Origin of the sequence: Phyllobacterium zundukense (assembly GCF_025452195.1) — a bacterium.
GTDB lineage: Bacteria > Pseudomonadota > Alphaproteobacteria > Rhizobiales > Rhizobiaceae > Phyllobacterium > Phyllobacterium zundukense_A.
Genome location: NZ_CP104973.1, coordinates 2,852,598 through 2,873,037 on the forward strand (window position 1 = coordinate 2,852,598; position 20,440 = coordinate 2,873,037).

Sequence of the window (20,440 nt, forward strand, 5' to 3'; positions counted from 1 at the left end):
GAGCTACCATCCTATTCGAGCTTGAGGCCCGGCGCGAACAGGCCGGCAGGAGACAGGGTGAAAACCTCGCAGCCGTCCTTGGTGACACCGACCGTATGCTCATATTGCGCGGTAAGCGAGCGATCGCGCGTAACGGCTGTCCAGCCATCGGCGAGCACTTTCACATGCGGACGGCCGAGATTGATCATCGGCTCGATGGTGAAGATCATGCCCTCGCGCAGTTCGACGCCTTCATTCGGCGTGCCGTAATGCAGAATGTTCGGCGCATCGTGGAAAAGCCGACCAACGCCATGGCCACAGAAATCCCGCACGACCGAGCAACGTTCTGATTCCGCATAGGCCTGGATAGCTGCGCCAATAGCGCCGGTTCGCGCACCGGGACGCACGGCTGCAATGCCGCGCATCAAGCTCTCATGCGTGACTTCCATCAGGCGCTCGGCCGCGCGCTTGATTTCACCAACCGGGTACATGCGGCTGGAATCGCCGTGCCAGCCATCGAGTATATAGGTCACGTCGATATTGACGATATCGCCTTCCCGCAGCGGCTTGTCGTCGGGGATGCCATGGCAGACGACGTGATTGATCGAGGTGCAGCTCGACTTCGTATAACCGCGATAATTGAGCGTGGCAGGCAGAGCGCCATGATCCGCACCGAAATCGAAGACAAAACGATCGATGGTGTTGGTCGTGACACCCGGCGCAACGATGGACGCGAGCTCATCCAGGCAGCGTGCGGTCAACAGGCAAGCCTTGCGCATGGCCTCAAACCCTTCCGGGCCGTGAAGCCGGATCTGCCCGGTATTTTTCAAGGGCGCGCTCTGTGCGTCGAGATAGGTAACCATATTCGTTCCGCGTCAATCGATAATTGGCATCGTGCTGATAGCAGCGATGCCCGTGGGTGTGATGTGGCATTTTACTGCGTAAGCTTCAACCCCGCGCCGCATCGCCCGTTCAAACGCCGCCGCATAAACTGGATCAAGATCGCCGCAAATTTTCAAACGTTCGCAGTCTCCGCGCTGGATGACGTAGAGCATGACACCACGATGACCGTTTTCAACCATGTTGCCAAGCTCATCCAGATGTTTTGCGCCTCGTGCGGTTGGGGAATCGGGAAATTCTGCAAGTCCGGCGGACCTTGAAAAATGCACGTTCTTGACCTCGACATAAGCGTCAGGCCGATCCGGGTCACGCAAGAGGATATCGATGCGCGAATTCGAGCCATATTTTTGCTCGCGTCGGAGCTCCGCATAGCTGCTCAATGAGGGCAGGAGGCCCGACAGAATCGCTTCTTCGGCAATGCGGTTTGGCAGGCCCGTATTGATGCCAACCATGATGCCTTGCGTCTCGACCAGCTGCAAAGTGTGTGGATATTTGCGTTTCAGCCCGTCCGAAATCGACAACCACACCCTGATGCCCGGGTCCGTCAGGCCCAACATGGAGCCGGTATTGGGCACGGAACTGGTGACCGGATTGCCGTCGTCCAGAATAATGTCAGCGAGAAAACGCTTGTAGCGTTGTACCAGCCGGCCGGTGACGAGAGGGGAAGAAAATATCATGCCAAGGATGTAACCGAGATGATGGACCGCGACAACATGCTGGCACAGCATATAAAAAAACCTGCCTCTGAAAGGCAGGTTGAGTTTGCTCTGGGGTGGGAGAATCGGGCCAGCTTGGAGGTTGAACTGGACCCTGCTGCCGCAAATCAATGTGGCAGTACCAAGATAATAGGTCAGACTCCTGATTCGGGTCTCATAACTTTGTCTAACAGGCGGTGACAAAGCTTGAAATTACCGGGCTGTTCTAATCCGCAAGAGTGTCACATGCTACGCGGAGGGACGAAACTCATCAGGAGGAGACGTGATGAAACTCAAGTTTTTCCTACCGTTTGTTGCTCTCGCTGCATTCACATTGGCGGGTTGTAACGACAAGCCGGCTGAAACCACAACGACCCCGCCGGCAACGACAACCGAACCCACAACACCAGCTCCAGCACCGACAACTCCCGCCCCGGATCCGGCAAAGCCAGCACCCGCCAACTAGCGCGGTCCGCAACAAATCAGACGGCCAGCTCACCCGGAGTTGGCCGTTTTCTGTTGCAAGCAAACATCGCGGGATGAGAGCTTTTGCAAGCAAGCAATTGAATTTTCGAGAAAAAACCTGGTACGCCCAAGGGGAATCGAACCCCTGTTTGCGCCGTGAAAGGGCGCCGTCCTAACCGCTAGACGATGGGCGCCGCTCGGTTAAGCGGCTTATAGTGAAACAGTTTTTGCGCCGCAAGCCCATAAAGCGTTCTTTTTTCGAAAAAGTGCAGTTTGTGGCCATCGATCAACCAGCGTTGGTGCCCTGCGACCCTGCGGGGACAGCATTTTGTGCTGAATGCTCAGCCAGCCCTGCGTGTACAGCGCCAGTTCCAATCCCGGGTTGGTCCAATATCGACGTGAACTGATTCGGTGTGACAATAGGTACCGACACCGCCTCGTCCGGCCATCGAGCGGGCGAAATTGGCCAATTCCCACTTGGAAACCCCGGGGACTTGTATGTCTGCTGCAGCGCAAGACATGTGCAGCGACGCCTTCGCGCCGTTAACAAGCCGGTTGTAGGGCGGGCTACGATAGCCCGACGTCACAATCACGGACTTGCCGTATCTGCGTTCGATTGATTTGAGCATGCCGACGAGTTGCGGCTTCAGGCAGGCAACCTGGACATTTTCGCGCTGAACCTTGAGACCGTTGGGCGCGAGACGAGCGAGGCCCGCGGCCGAAGCAAGGATCACTGGAGCTGCCGCGGCTTCAACATCGTCATCGTCATAAAGACTGTCGCGCTGCATGATCTGGATGCCCGCATTGGGCCGCACGCCCGGGAGTGAGGATGACACATATTGGGTCTGGTTGGCGAAAGAGCTGGCAGCGGGCAGTGCTGATGCTGTCTCGACCGGCGTATCGACTGCTCGCAGTTTCGGTCGCGATTTTGGTTCAATGACGGCGACCAGGCGCTTTCCGGCCGGCTTCGAAAGATTATTGGAGAACAGCCGCATGAGCGCGCCATTGTTCTTTGCGGCCGTCGCCGGACGCGTCGTTTCAGGTGCAATGCCTTGCTCCGGGGATGCGGGAGCATCAGTCTTGGCTGCGGTCTTGTCTGCATCAGCTGCCGGAACCTCTGCAGCTTGCTGCTGGGTTTTTTTCGGCTGAATGTCGCCTTCGCCCCGCATCGGATTTCCAAACAGCGACGTCTTGACGGGCGCTGCAGCTGTTGCCGCGCTTGCAACCTGCGTCTCTCCAGTATTGGCAGGAGTGCTCGAACCGAAAAGTGATGTTTTGACGGGCGCCGCCTGTGTCGGAGCAGCTGTGGCCGCGGTTTGCTGTTCTGCGTTTTTCTGGGCTTCTGTAGCAGCCGTAACTGGCAACGCCTTGCCATTTGTAGGTTTGGCGGTTTGACTTATGGCCTGAAGAGCATTTGGCTCAGCGCTCCCGGCCAGAGCCAATGCTTCGGGGGTTATCGCTTGGGTGCCGCCGGACGGCATCGCGCTCTCGGTCGTGTGTGTTGTGGCATCGCTGGAGGGAGCCAGGGCAGCAGTAGCACCGGGGCTTGAGACCGTCGAGGTGCACGATGTAGCAGTCATGGCGGAAAGCACAATGACGCATGCAACCGTACTCGCCCGAAGGCCATAAACTGAAGCTGGCAGTAATTTCAACGATTCCCCCGTCTCGTCTTTTCCGGCCGTGTAGTGTTCAGTCCGGTCCGCTTTTATAAGAGCAGAAAGCTCGCGAAGTTCTATTGAAGTGCAAATAACACCGGCAGAGAGTCGCCAGAGTTAATGAACTTTTGTCATATGCACAAGGTATCAAGTATAGGTAGAATGAGGCGAAAACGTGATTGGCCACTTTCTCGCCATTGTCCTTACGTGTTCTTTAGGGTTTTCCACGGTCACAAATCGACTGCTTTAAACACGCACGCGGACATATGTTCCGGGCGCTTCGGCGAGAATCTCCATATGATTTTCGCCCGGTTTGCGTGCGGGAACGCGTGCACCATCCTGCGCTTCGATCCATTTCTCCCAATGATTCCACCAGGAACCGGGATGTTCTTTCGCCTTTGCCAGCCATTCATCGAATGCGCCGATTGGCTTGCCGCCGGTCCAATATTGATACTTGTTCTTGGCAGGCGGATTGACGACGCCCGCTATATGACCTGAACCCGACATGACATAGGTGATATCCCCGCCGAAATAGCGACAGCCCGTGAACACGGAAAGTGCGGGGGCGATATGATCTTCCTTGGCCGCGAGATTATAGATCGGGATTTTGACATCGGCGAGCGAGAGATTCTCTCCAGCGAGCTGCATCATGCCACGCACGAGATTGTTGTCGAGATAGCAATTGCGCAGATAGTAAGAATGGTTTGCCGCGCTCATCCTTGTGGCATCGGCGTTCCAGTAGAGCAGGTCAAACGGCACGGGATCACGGCCGCGCATATAATTGTTGACCACATAGGGCCATATCAGGTCGCCGGAGCGGAGCATGTTGAAGGCCGTCGCCATGCGCGTTCCGTCCAGGTAGCCTTCCGCCGACATTGCTTTTTCCAGCGCCTGGATTTGATCTTCGTCGACGAAGACCTTGAGATCGCCGGCATGAGTGAAATCCACCTGCGTCGTAAAAAGGGTGGCACTCTTGATTCGCTCTTCGCCTTCCTTGGCAAAGAGGGCGAGGGCAGCGCTCAAGAGTGTTCCGCCAACGCAGTAGCCGATGGCATTCACGGCTTTTTCACCCGTGGCTTTCTCGACCGTATCGAGCCCAAAACGCAAGCCTTCATTGATATAGGCTGTCCAGTCCTTCATGGCGTGGCGATGGTCGGGATTGACCCACGAAATCACGAACACCGTGTGGCCGTGTTCCACCGCCCATTTGATAAAGGATTTCTCGGGGTTCAGATCGAGAATGTAGAATTTGTTGATCCATGGCGGGCAAATCAGGAGAGGGCGCTTGAACACCTCTTTTGTGGCTGGCTCGTACTGGATGATCTCCGCGACTTCGCTGCGGGCGATAACCTTGCCCGGAGTGGTGGCGACATTGTCGCCGAGTGCAAACTTCGTAAGGTCGGACTGACGCAGGCGAAGGTCGCCGCCTCCGGCGACGATGTCTTCGGCCAGCATCTTCATGCCGCGAACGAGATTTTCGCCATTACTGGCGACGGTTTCCTTGTAAAGCTCCGGGTTGGTCAGGAGAAAGTTGCTCGGCGACGCCGCCGTGGTGATTTGCTTGACGTAAAATGCCGCCTTGTGCCGCGTATGATCGTCGAGTCCTTCGGCGTTTTCGACAAGATCCCCCGCCCAACGCGCTGTAACGAGATAGGCCTGCTTGAGAAAATCGAAAAAGGCATTCTTGCCCCAGTCTTCATCGGCGAAACGCTTGTCACCCTTGTCTGGTGTGACAATGTCCTCCACCTCTTCCCCGCTCATGCGGCGAATGGAATTCGACCAGATCACCATATAGCTTGAAAAAAGTTTGGTCTGCGCTTCAAGGGCGCGGGCCGGCTCGGACAGCCAATATTCCGAGACTTTTGAAAGTGTCTTCACCACGTCCGTGATGGGATCGGCGAGCGTGTCACGCTTCAGGCCTTTTTCGCGCGGTTCGACCCAGGCGGAAGCCGCCTTTCCAGCCTGCTCGATCATATGGGCGACATTGCGCGCAAAAGCTTCCGGATCCTTGACGACATAGTTATCAAGGTTCGGGGTCTTGCCGCTCTTATCGCCTTGATTATCCATGCAGTCGCTTCCTCCCGTCGATGCGCGATATTGACATCATATCACAAATCGGTGCTATCCCTCTAAAGTGCAATTGTTACGACAATGATGAAATCGTTTTTCGCAGTCAGGACACATAATGAACATTTCGCTCAAAAACATTATGCGCTTTTCTGTTGGCGCCATTCTCATTGCCGGCCTTGGTGCCTGCGCCAGTCCGGCCCCGGCGCCCATGTCCAATTCGCCTCTGACCGGGCCTGTGAATACCGGTGCCTATCCCCATTTCACACCTGATCCAAAAGGCGAGACCACTCAGTTCACGCCGGAAGAAAAGAATGCGCTGCGATCAAGGCTTTCGGTCGCCAAGTCTGGACAAGCCGGCCCGTCCTCGGATCCCGCTGTCGCAGCCCGCAGGCAAGCCGACATGCAACTGCTGAAAAAACAGCAGGAAGCTGATCTGAAGGAGATTGAGGGCAAGTCGTCGTCCACGCCCCAGTGATCTCGTTTCACTTGCACGCTGGATCATGCGGAAATCGCGGATAAGTTGGCCTTCTTTTCCGGATGGCATTGCCGCTGTGCGTGGTTCGACAAGCTCACCATGAGGGACGTGGGTTGATTGCAGCGAGCCAGAAGCAGCAACGTTGATGCCTGTCTCGACGCCGCCGGTTGTCGTGCAGCCCACCCAACTCCCTCATGGTGAGCCTCATCCTGAGCTTGTCGAAGGGCGAACCACGCACAGCAGCATTGCCATCCGGCAAAATCCACGCCCTCAAAACCTGAGCTATAGACCAGATACCCGCAATGATTGCTCGACCCTCGTGTTGTTTCGGTGTATAGCGCACGCCCATAACGAACCCTTTTAACCGGACCCAACCCTATGGAAGAATTTCATAAAGTTCGCCGCCTGCCACCTTACGTTTTCGAACAGGTCAATCGCCTGAAGGCAAGCGCGCGAGCGGCGGGTGCGGACATTATCGATCTCGGCATGGGCAATCCGGATCTGCCGACACCACAGAGTATCGTCGACAAGCTGTGCGAAGCTGTCCAGGATCCGCGCACGCATCGTTATTCGTCGTCAAAGGGTATCCCGGGTTTGCGCCGCGCGCAGGCGGCCTATTACGACCGCCGGTTCGGCGTCAAGCTCAATCCCGACACGCAAGTCGTTGCGACGCTGGGCTCGAAGGAGGGCTTTGCCAATATGGCGCAGGCCATCACCGCTCCCGGCGATGTGGTGCTTTGCCCGGACCCGACTTATCCCATTCATGCTTTCGGCTTCATCATGTCGGGCGGTGTCGTCCGCTCGATCCCCGCACTGCCCGATGACCAATTCATTCCGGCACTGGAGCGCGGTGTCCGCCATTCCATTCCGAAGCCTTTGGCGCTGATTCTGAACTATCCGTCCAATCCGACCGCGCATGTTGCGTCGCTGGATTTCTACAAGGATGTGGTGGCATTTGCCCGCAAGAATGAGATCATCATTCTGTCGGATCTGGCCTATTCGGAAATCTATTTCGACGGTGTGCCACCTCCCTCCATCTTGCAGGTTCCCGGCGCGATCGACGTCGCGGTTGAATTCACCTCCATGTCCAAGACCTTCTCCATGCCCGGTTGGCGCATGGGATTTGCGGTCGGCAACGAGCGGCTGATTTCGGCGCTGACCCGCGTCAAATCCTATCTCGACTATGGCGCGTTCACGCCTATCCAGGTTGCAGCTGCCTCGGCATTGAATGGCGACGGCTCGGATATCGCGGAGGTGCGCAATGTTTACAGGCATCGCCGCGACGTGCTGGTGGAGAGCTTTGGCCGTGCCGGCTGGGATATACCCGCACCAGCTGCGACCATGTTCGCCTGGGCACCTATCCCGGAGAAGTTCCGCAGCCTCGGTTCGCTGGAGTTCTCCAAGCTCCTGATCGAACATGCCGATGTCGCCGTCGCGCCTGGCATCGGCTTCGGTGAGCACGGCGATGATTATATCCGCGTTGCGCTTGTCGAGAATGAGCATCGCATTCGTCAGGCCGCCCGCAATCTCAAGCGGTTTCTTTCAACCGCGGAAGAGAAATTGCATAACGTTATTTCGTTGAATGCGCATCGCTAAGAGCCCGTGTTGAAACTCTACTGCGGCGGCCATCTGACGCGATTTTCTGCGCTTCCGGTGCTCACGTACTTTATGTACGCTGCGCTCCGGTTCTCGAAAACCACGCCATCTGACTCGCCGCAGCGACTTTCAAAACGAGCTCCCAGCGGGTTGCTGGCACTGAAATTTTCGGCGCCTTTCGGCGCCGTCTCAATGAAAATTCAGGGAATTTGAATAATGAGTGAAGCGCTGCGCGTGGGAATCGCCGGACTGGGTACTGTTGGTGCCTCGGTTTTGAAAATATTGCGTGACAAGGGTGAAATGCTCACTCGTCAGTGCGGCAAGGAAATCATCGTCACTGCCGTATCGGCGCGCGATCCAAAGCGCGATCGCGGCGTCGATTTCTCGTCAGCGACCTGGTTCGATGATCCCGTTGCGCTGGCCAAGTCCAACAATATCGACGTTTTCATAGAACTGATCGGCGGCGACGAAGGACCAGCGCGCGCCTCGGTCGAAGCCGCGCTGCGGTCCGGTCGGCACGTCGTCACCGCCAACAAAGCCCTTCTCGCCAAGCACGGCGTTTCGCTTGCGAAGATTGCGGAAGACAAGGGTGTGCTCCTGAATTTCGAAGCGGCGGTTGCCGGCGGTATCCCGGTGATCAAGGCTTTGCGCGAATCCCTGACAGGCAATACGGTTTCACGCGTTTATGGCATCATGAACGGCACCTGCAATTATATCCTGACGAGGATGTGGGACGAGGGAATTTCCTTCGAGGATTGCCTCGCCGATGCGCAGCGCCTCGGCTATGCGGAGGCTGATCCGACCTTCGACATCGAAGGCAACGACACGGCGCACAAGCTTGCGATCCTGACCAGTCTCGCTTTCGGTACGCAAATTGCGGCCGACGATATCTATCTCGAAGGTATCAGCAATATTTCGCTGGCCGATATCAAGGCGGCCGACGAACTCGGCTATCGCATCAAGCTTTTGGGCGTAGCGCTCATGACCGAGAGCGGTATCGAACAGCGGGTGCATCCAACGATGGTGCCGGTCGAGATCGGTCATCGCGCAGGTGCACGGCGTCACCAATGCGGTCGCGATCGAGACCGATCTTCTGGGCGAATTGCTTCTATCCGGGCCTGGGGCGGGTGGTGCGGCAACGGCGTCCGCCGTCATCGGTGATCTCGCTGATATTGCGAAAAGCCGGCCGGGCTTCCAGCATGGGCCGGTGTTTGGAACGCCGGCCAAAGCGCTTGCGCCGTATAAACGCGCCAAGATGCGTGCGCATGAAGGTGGTTACTTTATCCGCCTGACCGTACACGACCGGGCCGGTGTGTTCGCCGCCATCGCCAAACGCATGGCCGACAATGACATTTCGCTTGAATCGATTGTTCAGCGGCAGAGCGCCACCGACCAGCCGGAAGCGACGAAAACAGTTATTCTCGTGACGCACGAGACGACCGAGGCTGCGGTGAAAAAGGCGCTCGAAGGTATAGTCAAGGATGGGCATGCGACCGACAAACCTCAGATGATCCGCATCGAGCGGGCGGGCTGAAGCTGGTAAAAACTTCAGCTACAGCGTTTAATCGATTAGCTTTTTCGGCAATGCCGTTTTCTTGTCGCGCAGGTCTTGCCGCTGCGTTTCGACTTTGACAAAAGGTTTGCATAGCAATGCTATGGAAGGCCGTATTCGTCCGGAGTATGGCAGGTCCACACCAACGCAGGGATTACTATGCTGAAAACCACCGACCAGAATGAAGCGGGTCTCGACCGCATCTTGACGCTCGAACTCGTGCGCGTAACCGAACGGGCGGCAGTTGCTGCAGCACGTCTGCGCGGACGTGGCGACGAGATGGCGGCGGATCAGGCGGCCGTTGATGCGATGCGCCAGGAACTCAATCGCCTGCCGATATCAGGCACAGTCGTAATCGGCGAGGGCGAGCGCGACGAAGCGCCGATGCTTTACATTGGCGAGGAAGTCGGTACGCGCAATGGACCGGAAGTCGATATCGCGCTCGATCCACTGGAAGGCACGACAATCTGCGCCAAGAACCTGCCCAACTCGCTCGCCGTTATTGCCATTGCCGAAAAGGGTAACCTTCTCTACGCACCCGACGTCTACATGGAAAAGATCGCCGTCGGACCCGGCTATCCCGCCGGTATCATCAATCTCGACGCGCCTGCTATCGAAAACATCATGGCTGTGGCCAAGGCCAAGGGCGTGCCGATCAATGAAATCACAGCATGCATCATGGATCGGCCGCGTCATGCGCGGCTGATCGAGGAAGTGCGTGCGACCGGTGCAGCCATCCGCCTGATCGGCGATGGCGACGTGGCTGGCGTCATCCACACGACCGATCCCGACGAAACCGGCATCGATATCTATATCGGCATCGGTGGTGCGCCGGAGGGGGTGCTCGCGGCTGCTGCCTTGCGTTGCATCGGTGGTCAGATGCAGGGGCGCCTGCAGCTGAATAGCGACGACAAGATCGCCCGTGCCGCCAAGATGGGCATCAGCGATCCCAAGAAGGTCTACACAATGGAAGAGATGGCCAAGGGTGACGTACTGTTTGCCGCAACGGGTGTTACCGATGGCAATATGTTGTCCGGCGTGAAATTTGCCCGAAACTACATTGAGACCCACACTGTAGTCATGCGTTCCCATTCGCAAACGGTGCGCGAAATCAAGGCGAAGCATCAGGATATGGCGAAGTTCCTGTAGAACCATCGTTCGATGGGCTCGGCTGCCGGTTCGAAAGAGCCGGCAGTTTTATTTTAAGGCTGTTTACTGACAAATATCTCTGTACCCTGTTGGAACGACAGGATTTTTGCTATTTTGCTCTTAGAGGAATTCATTCGGGCGGGACAACCATGAATATCCAGCACAGAATAGCCGGTTGCGCCTTGTTGATCGCCGTGGGTTCGACAGAGTTCTCGGCACTCCATGCGCAGGAAGCCGATCCTGACCTTATTCAAGGTTATCGTTCCGGGGATATTCTGATCAGTCTGCCCGACACATCCGGTCCATTCACCGTAATCAGCCGCACCAGCGATCCGCAGAATTTCAGTGCGACAATCGAATATGGCGGGCTGGATGCTCGTGCCATCGTATCGATCAATGGTGTAAGGGCCAGCAATGTGCCTGGCATCTATCCGGTCAGGGACGGACCGGACGATCCCGTGGTGCGCAGCCTTCTCGATCAGGCTTTTCAATACCATAGCACCCAGCCAGGTCAGATCGCGCAGCGGACGAACGTCAGCTACGGCAACCGGGCCATGGCCTGTGTCAGTTCCGACGATCCACAGAAAAAGGATGATTTTTTGGTCTGCGCTACGGGGGTTCTTGGCCGCTATCTGCTTATCCAACCCGTCATCAACTACAGGCTGAGTTCCAAGGAACTCGTCGACCGCCAGCTCACGGACTTTGCGTCGTCTGTCGCTTCCACCGTGAGTTCCCTCGCACTGCCACCCGGGAATTGAGTAAGCACCAGTAAAAGCCGTTGGATAGGCCTTTCGAAGCATTGCATTCATTGCCGCCGAGTGATTAACCGGAGCGATGGTTCCTGAACGGCTTTTCCTCGGCGTTGAACAATCGGCAACCGGTCTGAAATGGATCGACCGGCTGCAGCAACGCGAAGCCAATATCGCGCTGGCGATGGCGCAAAACCACGGTTTTCCGGACTTGGTGACGCGGGTTTTGGCAGGCCGGGGTGTCGGGCTGGACGAGGCGGTTGCCTTCATGGAGCCGACTATCAAGAGCCTCATGCCTGATCCGGCTTCGCTGACCGACATGAACAAGGCTGCCGAGCGCATCGCCAGAGCGATCGCGGCCCGCGAGAAGGTCGCTATTTTCGGCGATTATGACGTGGATGGCGCCTGTTCTTCAGCGATTATGTCGCGTTTTCTCACCCATTATGGCATTGCCAACCGGATTTACATCCCGGACCGGATTTTCGAAGGTTATGGCCCCAATGCTGCTGCCATGCAGGAACTGGCGGGACAGGCGTCACTGATCGTCACCGTGGATTGTGGCACCAACAGTGCGGCGGCGATCGCGGCGGCCAAGGATGCCGGTGCGGATGTGGTGGTGCTCGATCACCATCAGGTCGGCGGCGAACTGCCAGCCGCGGCCCATGCGGTTGTCAATCCCAATCGCGAGGATGATCTGTCCGGGCAGGGCCATCTTTGCGCCGCTGGCGTCGTGTTCCTGACGTTGGTGCAGACGTCGCGGGTGCTGCGCGAGCAGCACGTCAACCTGGGCGTTCTCGGCCCCGATCTTCTGTCGCTGCTCGACCTCGTGGCACTTGCCACCGTGTGCGATGTGGTACCGCTAAAAGACCTAAACCGCGCTTTCGTGGTCAAAGGTATGCTCGTTGCGCGGGCCCAGCAGAATGCCGGCCTCGCCGCGCTGGCACGGGTGTCGCGCATTGGCGAGCCGTTAAATGCCTTTCATTTCGCGTACTTAGTCGGTCCGCGCATAAATGCCGGCGGACGTATCGGCGATGCGGGGCTCGGTGCAAGGCTGCTGACCCTCGACGATCCCAATGAAGCGATGCGTATCGCCGAGGAACTCGACCGCCTGAACCAGGAACGCCAGGCCATGGAAACCATCATGCTGGAACAGGCAGAGGCCGAGGCGATGGTCGAGCTCTCCGCGGGGTCCGGACCGGCGGTTCTGGTCACCGCCAGCGATGATTGGCACCCCGGCATCGTCGGTCTGATCGCGGCGCGGCTGAAGGAACGGACGCGGCGACCGACCTTCGCGATCGCGTTCAACGCCAACGGTACAGGGAGCGGTTCGGGCCGTTCGATCAACGGTTTCGACCTCGGGAAACTGGTACGGAACGCCGTCGAACAGGGGCTTCTGGTCAAGGGCGGTGGTCATGCGATGGCGGCTGGAATCACCGTGGAACGCAGCAAAATGGCAGCTTTACGGGCGTTTTTCGAGGAAAGCGCCAGCGAGATGGTCGGTCACCTGCGTGGCAACGCGTCGCTTGCCATCGATGGCGCGCTGAGTGCTGCCGGGGCGACCGTGCCGCTCTACGAGACCATGGAAAGGGCGGGGCCCTTTGGCTCCGGACACCCCCAGCCAGTGCTGGTTTTGCCGCATCACAGGCTGGTAGATGCGAGGACGGTCGGCACGAGCCATGTCAAGGCGACACTGGAAGGGGCGGACGGCAAACGCATCAACGCGATAGCGTTTCGGGCGGTTGGAAGCGCGCTCGGAGACTTTCTTTTCAAGGAGTTAGGCCAGTCGCTGCATGTGGCGGGGAACCTTGCGCTCAATCACTGGAACGGCTCGACCACAACGCAATTTCGCATCCTCGACGCTGCAAAAGCCGTGTGAGATCCGAAAATTCTTGTGTGAGTTTCAAAATTTTTGCGTGAGAATCGAAGGTTCTTGAGAATCGGCGAAACTTATCCTCATTTTTCGCAGATTCCTGTTCCATTTTTTTGCGATCCATGTTCTAGTTTTGTTCTCAGCTGAGAACTTGTGACCATGCGCAAACCGACCCATGCCGAAAAGCTTTATCTGGATTTCGACAGCTTCTTTGCCAGCGCCGAGCAACAGCTCGATCCGGCGCTGCAAGGACGCCCGGTTGCAGTGGTGCCGCTGGACTCGCCTCATACGAGTGTCATCGCCGCCAGCCGCCAGGCGAAGCCGTTCGGCATCAAGACAGGGACGAGCGTTGCAGAGGCGAAGCAGAAATGTCCGGACATCGTCTTCATCGAGGCACGACCTGACATATACGTAAAGTTGCATAATCGCATCCTCGAGACGATCGAGCGCTGTGTGCCGATCGCCGCCGTCCGCTCGATCGACGAGGTCGCTTGCAACCTCTTGCAATCGGAGGCCCGTGACGCTTCGGGACTGGCGGCGCGGATCAAGCGCGCCTTGCATGACGAGATCGGCCCGATCCTCACCTGTTCGATCGGCATTTCCGTCAACGAGCTTCTGGCCAAGATCGCGGCGGAAATGGACAAGCCGGACGGCTTCGTGCTGCTCGACCATGCCGATCTGCCCGAGCGCCTGTTCGATCTGGAGTTGCGCGACCTGCCGGGCATCTCCAAAGGCATGACGGCGCGCCTCGGCGAGGCGGGCGTCGGCGACATCAGGGGGCTGTGGAACCTCGCGCCGAAGCACGCCCGCGCCATCTGGGGCAGCGTCGAAGGCGAGCGCTTCGTTGCGGCGCTGCATGGCTATGCGGTGGAGAAGCCGGAGACGATCAAGCGCATGTTCGGACACGGCCGCAACCTGCCGCCGGACTGGCGCGCGCCGGAAAAGGTGCTGCAATGCGCAAGGCTGCTCAGCTTGAGCGCCGCGCGCCGCCTGCGCCGCTCGCACTACCGCGCGGGAGCGATGAGCTATACGGTCGGCGTCAGGCGCGACAGCCGCGTGACGCTGGAAGGCCAGTTTCGCCCGGCGCGCGATGATCATACTTTCTTGAATTGTCTCAATGATTTGCACGCGAAAATGATTGCAGCGGGTGAGATGCGCCATATCAGCTCGGTCACGGTGGTGCTGCATGATCTGTCGGCCGAGGAGGAGGCGAGCCGCGACCTCTTTGACACCGGCGCAAGTGTAAAGCAGCGCGGCCAGTGGGAACGCGTGTCGGACGTGCTCGACAAGATACGCGGGCGGCATGGGTCGAAGGCGCTCAACCTTGGCCCGAACAACGGCCCGGGGAATTATATCGGCTCCAAGATCGCATTCGGGCGCATACCGGAAGCAGAGGATTTTTGAGGGGCGTGGTTGTTCTCCTTGCCATCCAAAGCGCTCTCCTCTCCGTTGCCCTAAAGCCCCTGCCTCTCCGTCATCTTGAAGCACTCGCTCTCCGTCATCCTCGGGCTTGACCCGAGGACCCACGGCTAAAGGAGCGCTGCGAGAGAACCTCGTGCAACGGATTCCAGATGACCTCATTCTCAAGGAGAATAAATATCGCTATCTATTCCACAGGATGCAGTCGAATTGGATGAAATGGCGGTGCCTCTCTGCCGTGGGTCCTCGGGTCAAGCCCGAGGATGACGGAGAGGAGAGTGCTCTACGATGACGGAGAGGCAGGTGCTACAGGATGACCGGGAGAGGGGCGATTGACCCACGCACAGCCGTTTTTGCGTGGTTCGCCCTTCGACAAGCTCAGGATAGATCTCACCATGAGGGAGGTCAGTGGATGGCAGATACACGGCAAAGCGGATGTCAAAGCGCGGCCACCATGCTAAAGCGGGTGCAGGTATCCGAATCCGCACAAGAGGAGACAGATATGGGTATCGTGAAACTGGCTGCCGCCCTTGTGGCCTTATCCATGCTTGCCGGCTGCAATGGTACAAGCACGCGCAACAGTTGGCAGACCCGTTTGGAGGACTATTTCATGAACCCGGCCCGGTCCTGTGCATCCGGCTACTATGATTGCACGCTTCGCAGCAGCAACAGTGCGCGCGACCAGAGCCGCGGCATCCGGCACTGACATCATACGCGATGCAGCGCGGGCTCAACCCGCCGGTGGCGGCAAGGCGGCAATCTGTTCTTGCAGCCGCAGGAACGGGCCGGGGCTCAGTTCCGCCGGCTGGGTGTAGGGGTTGGAGAAGGCATAGATGAGAAACAGGATAACGCCGGTATAGGCGCCGAAAAGCGAGATCAGGATGACATTGCGGCGCGTCGGCGGATAGGAATAATAGGCGACGGCGATGAAGATCACCCCGGAAATCGCGGCGAACCAGAATATGCCGCTGAGGGAATCGGCAACGGTGCTCTCGCGCTTGGTGCGGCTTTCCGAGACGAGATAGATTCGGTCGAGCATGTGGCCGCGCAGGCTTTGCTGGCGCGGATTGGCGGGCACGAGATCGAGTATCGCGCGGTAGGCTTCATCCCATTGTGTCCAGGCTTCCGGCGAAAGCCGGTTATTCTTGCCAAGTCCCGGCCATTCCCTGTCGATGACGACGCGGATATATTCGGAAAGCTCCTTCTGGATATTCACCTTCTCGGTGTCGCCATAGCGCCCGGCGTCGAAATAGATGTCGGCGATGGCATTGGCCTCGGTGGCGGTCTGAAGTCTGAGTTGCTGGTAGCTGAACATTTCCTGCGCAAAAACCAGTGCCAGGATCAGCCCATGCAGGGCGGAGACACGGAAGACGACCGAACTTGCCAGGTCCCTTTCATGGTTCTCGTGCTCATTGCCACTCATCCACCGCATGAGGAAATAGCAGGCGAGGGTCAGCGCAATCGTTCCGCCGACGAATATGGACCCTATAAAAATCCCCAACACCCTGCATGTCTCCCGCCAGACGGTTTGGTTCAGTCTCTGATCGCGCGCATCGAAAGGGCGCAAACGCAACGAACCGATACAACCGATGGTATTCCCCAGGGAGCAATGTACGGAGTTTTGGCGGAAAGGCTACCGGGGACTCATCTGAGCGTGTAGCGCCTGATCAACCCTTCGAGCCTATGCCTGCCGCTTCGAGGATGAGTGGTGCCACGGCCTCCGGTTGCGAGATCATGGAAACGTGGCTGGATTCAAGCTCGATCGTCTTCGCGCCCATGCGTTTTGCCATGAAGCGTTCGAGATCGGGATTGATCGTGCGATCGTTCTTGGAGACTGCATAAAAGCTCGGCTTCGATCGCCATGCGGCTTGTGTGGTCTTGCCGGCCAGTAAAGCCTTGTCGAAAGGCGCCTGTACCGCAAAGAGAACTTTTGCCTGCTTCTCCGGCACGTCGCCCGCGAAGTCGTGGAGGAACGCCTGCTCGCTCAGCCGGCCCTCATCGCCATCGAAAACGATGCCGGCGGTGGCCGGGGGTGTCGGATAAGTCTTGGCCAGAGCGGTATAGTCTTCGCCGGCATCCGGAGCGCGGGCGGCGATATAGACCAGCGCGGAGACGTTCGGATGCACCCCGACGTCCGTGACGATCATTCCGGAAAAAGAATGCCCGACAAGAACGGTCGGCCCGTCCTGGCGGTCGAGCACCCGCTGGGCCGCGGCAACGGCCTCCGGAAGCGTCGTCAACGGATTTTGCACCGAGGTCACGTTCAACCCCGCCTCCTGAAGGCGGCCTATGACGTCAACCCAGCAGGAACCGTCAGCGAAGAGCCCATGGACGAGTACGACGTTCTTTGCCTTGACGATGTCTTTGGCGAGAACCCGTTTTGGAAGAACGCCAAAAGCGGCACTTGATGCAAGTGCCGCGGTAAACACACGGCGGGTAATAAGCTTCATAACGATTTCCTTTCCTGGATTCGCGGCTACGGGAAATTTTTTAGTATGGCTGCGTTCGGTGGAAGGGCTATAGCAGCGATGTTCCGTTGGCGAACATGGCACGTTTACAGGCGCGCACGTTGTGCCAACCGCGTTCGCCGCCCGGTTGCAGATTTGTCATGCTTCTCGCGTATTCATGGTAGCGCAGCGACAAGTGTTTGTTGCTGCACAGCAACAAAAGAAGAAACAATTAATCACACTATTCTGTGATCTCAACCAAAGGTTGCGGATGCGTTCGAATCGCGTGTAGTGCTTTTGGACTATTTTGGGGCAGATCACGCGGGGCGACCATGAACGGCAGTGCTTTTGGAATTCTCTTGACCAGCAGGGAAAAATTGCTGGCGGGAGCCTGCTCGGTCGCTTTGGCGATAGGTTGCTTGGCTTCGTCAACGGCTTCGGCTGCCACCTATCTTGTCGCCAACGATGCGCAGCTGCGGGCAGCGATCACCGCCGCAAATGGAGACGGCGATCCAAATGCTCTAATCCGCATGACGGCTGCGTTCAGTGTCGGCGCGACAGCGCTGCCAACGCCAACCAAGCCCATGACCATCGACACACAGGGGTTTGCGAGCGCGCCATTATCTTTCAGTGGACTTGGCAGCCAGGTGACCCTCGTAGGTGCTTTCCAGGGAGCAGCGGGTGCCCCTGGACAACGCGGTCTGGCCCTCGCGAACCAGGCATTCGTCATTAACAGTGGCTCCATCACCGGCGGCGACGGTGGCGGCAGCAGTACCAGCGGTGCCGGCGCTACCCTTCTCAATGCATCAACGCTGGTCAATAACGGTACCATTCGCGGCGGCGGCTCGGGTGGCGGGAGTGCGGGAGGATACGGCATACAGCTCAGCAGCGGTTCGACGCTGATTAACAACGGCCTCGTGCAGGCGGGGGACGGCCAAGGCGTTATTGGCGGCGTTGGTGTCTTCATGATCGCCAGTCCTCTGCAAGCCGCGAGTACCTTGGTCAACACGGGTACTATCCGGGGCGGCAACGATGTTACTGGGGTCAATGCAGGCACCGTGGGCATACAAGCGCAAGGAAAACGCCACACGATCGTCAATTCGGGCATTATTGAAGGCGGGGATCGGGCCGCCGGCGTTCAATCGACAAACGGCGGGTTGCAACTGACGAACAGCGGAACGATCCGCGCTGGCGCTGGCGGAACGACGGCGATCTCAGTGAGCGGCGCAGCGACGACTGACTTGACACTGGAGCTACAGGCCGGTTCGGCGATCGAAGGCAATGTCATTGCCAATGCCACTTCAACCACTGACACGCTACGCCTTGGTGGCACGGCCAACGACACCTTCGACGTTTCGGCAATCGGGCTGCAATACCAGAACTTCGACACCTACGAAAAGACCGGCACCAGCACCTGGGCGCTGACCGGTACGGGCACGGCCACCACGAACTGGAATATCCAGGACGGCACCCTGCAGCTCGGCAATGGCGGCACCAGCGGCAGTGTCATTGGCGATATCACCACTGCCAGTGCCGGGACGCTCGCCTTCAACCGCTCAAACACGTTCACCTTCGATAATCTTGTTCTCGGCACCGGCACGATAAGCCAGATCGGCACCGGCACGACGATCATGACCGCGGACAATTCCGCCTTCGCAGGCAGCACCACGATCGAGGCGGGCACGCTGTCGGTGAACGGCATCCTTGGCGGGACGGTGAATGTGCAGACGGGCGGGCGGCTGCAAGGCACTGGCGATGTCGGCACAACGACGAGCGACGGAACGATTGCGCCCGGCAACTCGATCGGCACATTGACGGTCAACGGCAACTACACCGGCAATGGTGGCACGTTGGTCATCGAGACCGAGCTTGGCGACGATGCCTCGCCCACAGACCGTCTCGTCGTCACCGGCGACACCGCAGGCACGACCAATGTGCGGGTGACCAATGTTGGTGGCACCGGCGCGGAGACGGTCGAAGGCATCAAGGTCGTTGACGTGGGCGGCGCTTCGAACGGTGCCTTTTCGCTGCTGGGCGACTATGTGATCGCTGGCCAGCAGGCTGTGGTGGCGGGTGCCTATGGCTATACCCTGAACAAGAACGGGGTGAGCACCCCTGGCGATGGCGACTGGTATCTGCGATCCGAGCTGACGCCGACCACGCAACCGCCAGCGACCGGCCCGCTCTATCAGCCGGGTGCGCCGCTTTACGAGACCTACGCCCAGAGCCTGCAGGTGCTCAATGGCGTCGGCTCGATGCAGCAGCGTATCGGCAACCGCTATTGGGCCGGCGCAGGCAGCGCGATGATTGCGGAAGGCGACGGGCCGGGAACGCCCGAGGCTGCGCCTTTGCCTTCCGAAGGCGGCACGGCCACCATTGATGCGGGAGCCATATGGGCACGCATCGATGGCGCGCATTCGCGGGTTGATCCTGACCGCTCGACCACGCAGGCAGAATATGATTACAACATTTGGAGGTTGCAGTCGGGCCTTGATGGCAAGCTCTACGAAAACCAGTCCGGTACGCTGATGGGCGGCGTGACATTCCAATACGGGGAGATTTCAACCGACGTCTCGTCCATATTCGGCAAGGGCTCCATCGACACTGACGGCTACGGTTTTGGCGGCACGCTGACCTGGCTTGCCCAGAACGGCTTCTATGTCGACGGGCAGGCACAACTCAACTGGTACGACAGCGATATTACCTCCGACACGCTGGGCCAGAGCCTGACCAATGGCAATGACGGTTTCGGCTACGCGTTGAGCCTTGAAACCGGCAAGCGGATCATCATCAGCGAGAGCTGGTCAATCACGCCGCAAGCACAGCTGGCCTATTCCAATGTCGATTTCGATGATTTTACCGATCCATTCGGCGCGGACGTTTCGCTGGACAAAAGCGATAGTCTGAAGGGACGCCTTGGCGTCTCCGCCGATTACCAGAATGCCTGGCAGGACGCTTCGGGCAGGATGGCACGCAGCAATATCTACGGGCTCGCCAACCTCTATCACGAATTCCTCGATGGTTCGGAGGTTGACCTCGTCGGCGTCAATTTCGCCAATGAGAGCGATCGTACCTGGGGCGGGATCGGCGCTGGCGGGTCATACAGCTGGGCCGATGATAAATACGCGCTCTATGGCGAGGTTTCGCTGAATACCAGCCTGAGCAACTTTGCCGACAGTTACAGCGTCAATGGAACGACGGGCTTCAAGGTGAAGTTCTGATCCCCGTATCGTCCGAGCGGTTATGGCTGACCTTCGATTTGCCGTCGATCCCATCATAGCCACCGCAACTTAACTGTTACGTACTTGCCGTTTCCTCCGGACGCGGGTTCAAATTGTTTCAAGCATTTTTCCGGGCGTCCCGATTGTCATGCCTTGCAGTGTCGCAGCTGAACCGGCGAGGATGAGCGCCACAAGAAG

At 58.2% G+C, this 20,440-nt stretch carries 15 protein-coding genes, 1 tRNA gene and 1 pseudogene; 10 read left to right on the forward strand and 7 right to left on the reverse strand.

Going from position 1 to position 20,440, the window contains the following annotated elements:
* Positions 1-11 precede the first annotated feature (11 nt).
* A complete protein-coding gene (gene map, locus N8E88_RS26350) occupies positions 12-842 on the reverse strand; it encodes a type I methionyl aminopeptidase (protein WP_262293169.1) in 831 nt (276 codons plus the stop codon).
* Positions 843-854: 12 nt separating this feature from the next.
* The gene (gene sfsA / locus N8E88_RS26355; protein ID WP_262295634.1) at positions 855-1,556 is read right to left on the reverse strand and encodes a DNA/RNA nuclease SfsA; all 702 of its coding nucleotides are present in this window, start codon (positions 1,554-1,556) and stop codon (positions 855-857) included.
* Between the two features lie 304 nt (positions 1,557-1,860).
* Between sfsA and N8E88_RS26360 the strand changes: the two genes are divergently transcribed.
* Positions 1,861-2,040 (forward strand): hypothetical protein, encoded by a 180-nt coding sequence (locus N8E88_RS26360; protein ID WP_114429004.1) that lies wholly within the window; start codon positions 1,861-1,863, stop codon positions 2,038-2,040.
* A gap of 118 nt (positions 2,041-2,158) precedes the next feature.
* Here N8E88_RS26360 and N8E88_RS26365 read toward each other — a convergent pair.
* The 3 genes from N8E88_RS26365 to phaC form a co-directional block, all read right to left on the reverse strand.
* A tRNA-Glu gene (locus N8E88_RS26365) sits at positions 2,159-2,233 on the reverse strand.
* A 147-nt stretch (positions 2,234-2,380) separates the two neighbouring features.
* Complete coding sequence (locus N8E88_RS26370; protein ID WP_262293170.1) at positions 2,381-3,691, reverse strand: YcbK family protein; 1,311 nt, start codon at positions 3,689-3,691, stop codon at positions 2,381-2,383.
* A 249-nt stretch (positions 3,692-3,940) separates the two neighbouring features.
* Positions 3,941-5,761 (reverse strand): class I poly(R)-hydroxyalkanoic acid synthase, encoded by a 1,821-nt coding sequence (gene phaC, locus N8E88_RS26375; RefSeq protein WP_262293171.1) that lies wholly within the window; start codon positions 5,759-5,761, stop codon positions 3,941-3,943.
* A 118-nt stretch (positions 5,762-5,879) separates the two neighbouring features.
* Between phaC and N8E88_RS26380 the strand changes: the two genes are divergently transcribed.
* From N8E88_RS26380 to N8E88_RS26415, 8 genes and pseudogenes are all read left to right on the forward strand, one after another.
* Entirely contained in the window at positions 5,880-6,239 is a 360-nt protein-coding gene (locus N8E88_RS26380) for a hypothetical protein (RefSeq protein ID WP_262293172.1), read from the forward strand.
* A 378-nt stretch (positions 6,240-6,617) separates the two neighbouring features.
* A complete protein-coding gene (locus tag N8E88_RS26385) occupies positions 6,618-7,835 on the forward strand; it encodes an LL-diaminopimelate aminotransferase (RefSeq protein WP_262293173.1) in 1,218 nt (405 codons plus the stop codon).
* Between the two features lie 216 nt (positions 7,836-8,051).
* A pseudogene (locus N8E88_RS26390) lies at positions 8,052-9,369 on the forward strand (homoserine dehydrogenase).
* Between the two features lie 177 nt (positions 9,370-9,546).
* Positions 9,547-10,536, forward strand: coding sequence for a class II fructose-bisphosphatase (glpX, locus tag N8E88_RS26395; RefSeq protein ID WP_262293174.1), 990 nt, complete (start codon positions 9,547-9,549; stop codon positions 10,534-10,536).
* 149 nt (positions 10,537-10,685) lie between these two features.
* Entirely contained in the window at positions 10,686-11,294 is a 609-nt protein-coding gene (locus tag N8E88_RS26400) for a hypothetical protein (RefSeq protein WP_262293175.1), read from the forward strand.
* A gap of 76 nt (positions 11,295-11,370) precedes the next feature.
* The gene (gene recJ / locus N8E88_RS26405; RefSeq protein ID WP_262293176.1) at positions 11,371-13,161 is read left to right on the forward strand and encodes a single-stranded-DNA-specific exonuclease RecJ; all 1,791 of its coding nucleotides are present in this window, start codon (positions 11,371-11,373) and stop codon (positions 13,159-13,161) included.
* A 153-nt stretch (positions 13,162-13,314) separates the two neighbouring features.
* Complete coding sequence (locus tag N8E88_RS26410; RefSeq protein WP_262293177.1) at positions 13,315-14,559, forward strand: Y-family DNA polymerase; 1,245 nt, start codon at positions 13,315-13,317, stop codon at positions 14,557-14,559.
* 517 nt (positions 14,560-15,076) lie between these two features.
* On the forward strand, positions 15,077-15,280 hold the full coding sequence (locus N8E88_RS26415) for a hypothetical protein (protein WP_262293178.1): 204 nt from the start codon (positions 15,077-15,079) through the stop codon (positions 15,278-15,280).
* A gap of 24 nt (positions 15,281-15,304) precedes the next feature.
* On the opposite strand, the gene N8E88_RS26420 is transcribed toward N8E88_RS26415, so the two are convergent.
* Entirely contained in the window at positions 15,305-16,078 is a 774-nt protein-coding gene (locus N8E88_RS26420) for a bestrophin-like domain (RefSeq protein WP_262293179.1), read from the reverse strand.
* Positions 16,079-16,241: 163 nt separating this feature from the next.
* Complete coding sequence (locus N8E88_RS26425; protein ID WP_262293180.1) at positions 16,242-17,024, reverse strand: alpha/beta fold hydrolase; 783 nt, start codon at positions 17,022-17,024, stop codon at positions 16,242-16,244.
* A 329-nt stretch (positions 17,025-17,353) separates the two neighbouring features.
* Here N8E88_RS26425 and N8E88_RS26430 point away from each other — a divergent pair, with 329 nt between their 5' ends.
* Entirely contained in the window at positions 17,354-20,242 is a 2,889-nt protein-coding gene (locus tag N8E88_RS26430) for an autotransporter family protein (RefSeq protein WP_262293181.1), read from the forward strand.
* Positions 20,243-20,440 lie beyond the last annotated feature (198 nt).